Annotated in this window: 1 pseudogene; it reads right to left on the bottom strand. The window is 37.3% G+C overall.

What is annotated here, in order from left to right:
* Positions 1 to 186 (bottom strand): annotated as a pseudogene (locus AAEY62_RS23195) (hypothetical protein); the annotation flags it as partial.
* Positions 187 to 260: the final 74 nt, after the last annotated feature.

Below are 260 nucleotides of genomic sequence, written 5' to 3'. Positions count from 1 at the left end.
CTTTATAGTTGCATAAAGTTGATAGCATTGGTTTTTACTACCAGTGCTTTTCATTGTCCATAATTGGTTATACCAATCAAAGTTACCATAAGCGCTTTCATCCTCTCCGCAGGTAATTGTGCTTCCAGAAATTTCTTGATTGTGACCACGCTCTTCACAAAATTGATTTCCATTTGTAGAACCCACAAAAAACAGCTCTAAGCGCCCATTTATTCAAACCTTTGGTGCGTAATAGGTTGTTGCAGTATTTACCAATATGC

Origin of the sequence: Pseudoalteromonas sp. GW168-MNA-CIBAN-0100 (assembly GCF_040309225.1) — a bacterium.
Taxonomy (GTDB): Bacteria; Pseudomonadota; Gammaproteobacteria; order Enterobacterales; family Alteromonadaceae; genus Pseudoalteromonas; species Pseudoalteromonas arctica.
The sequence above is the reverse complement of the archived record's forward strand: the minus strand, read 5'-3'. Positions and strand labels throughout refer to the sequence as shown.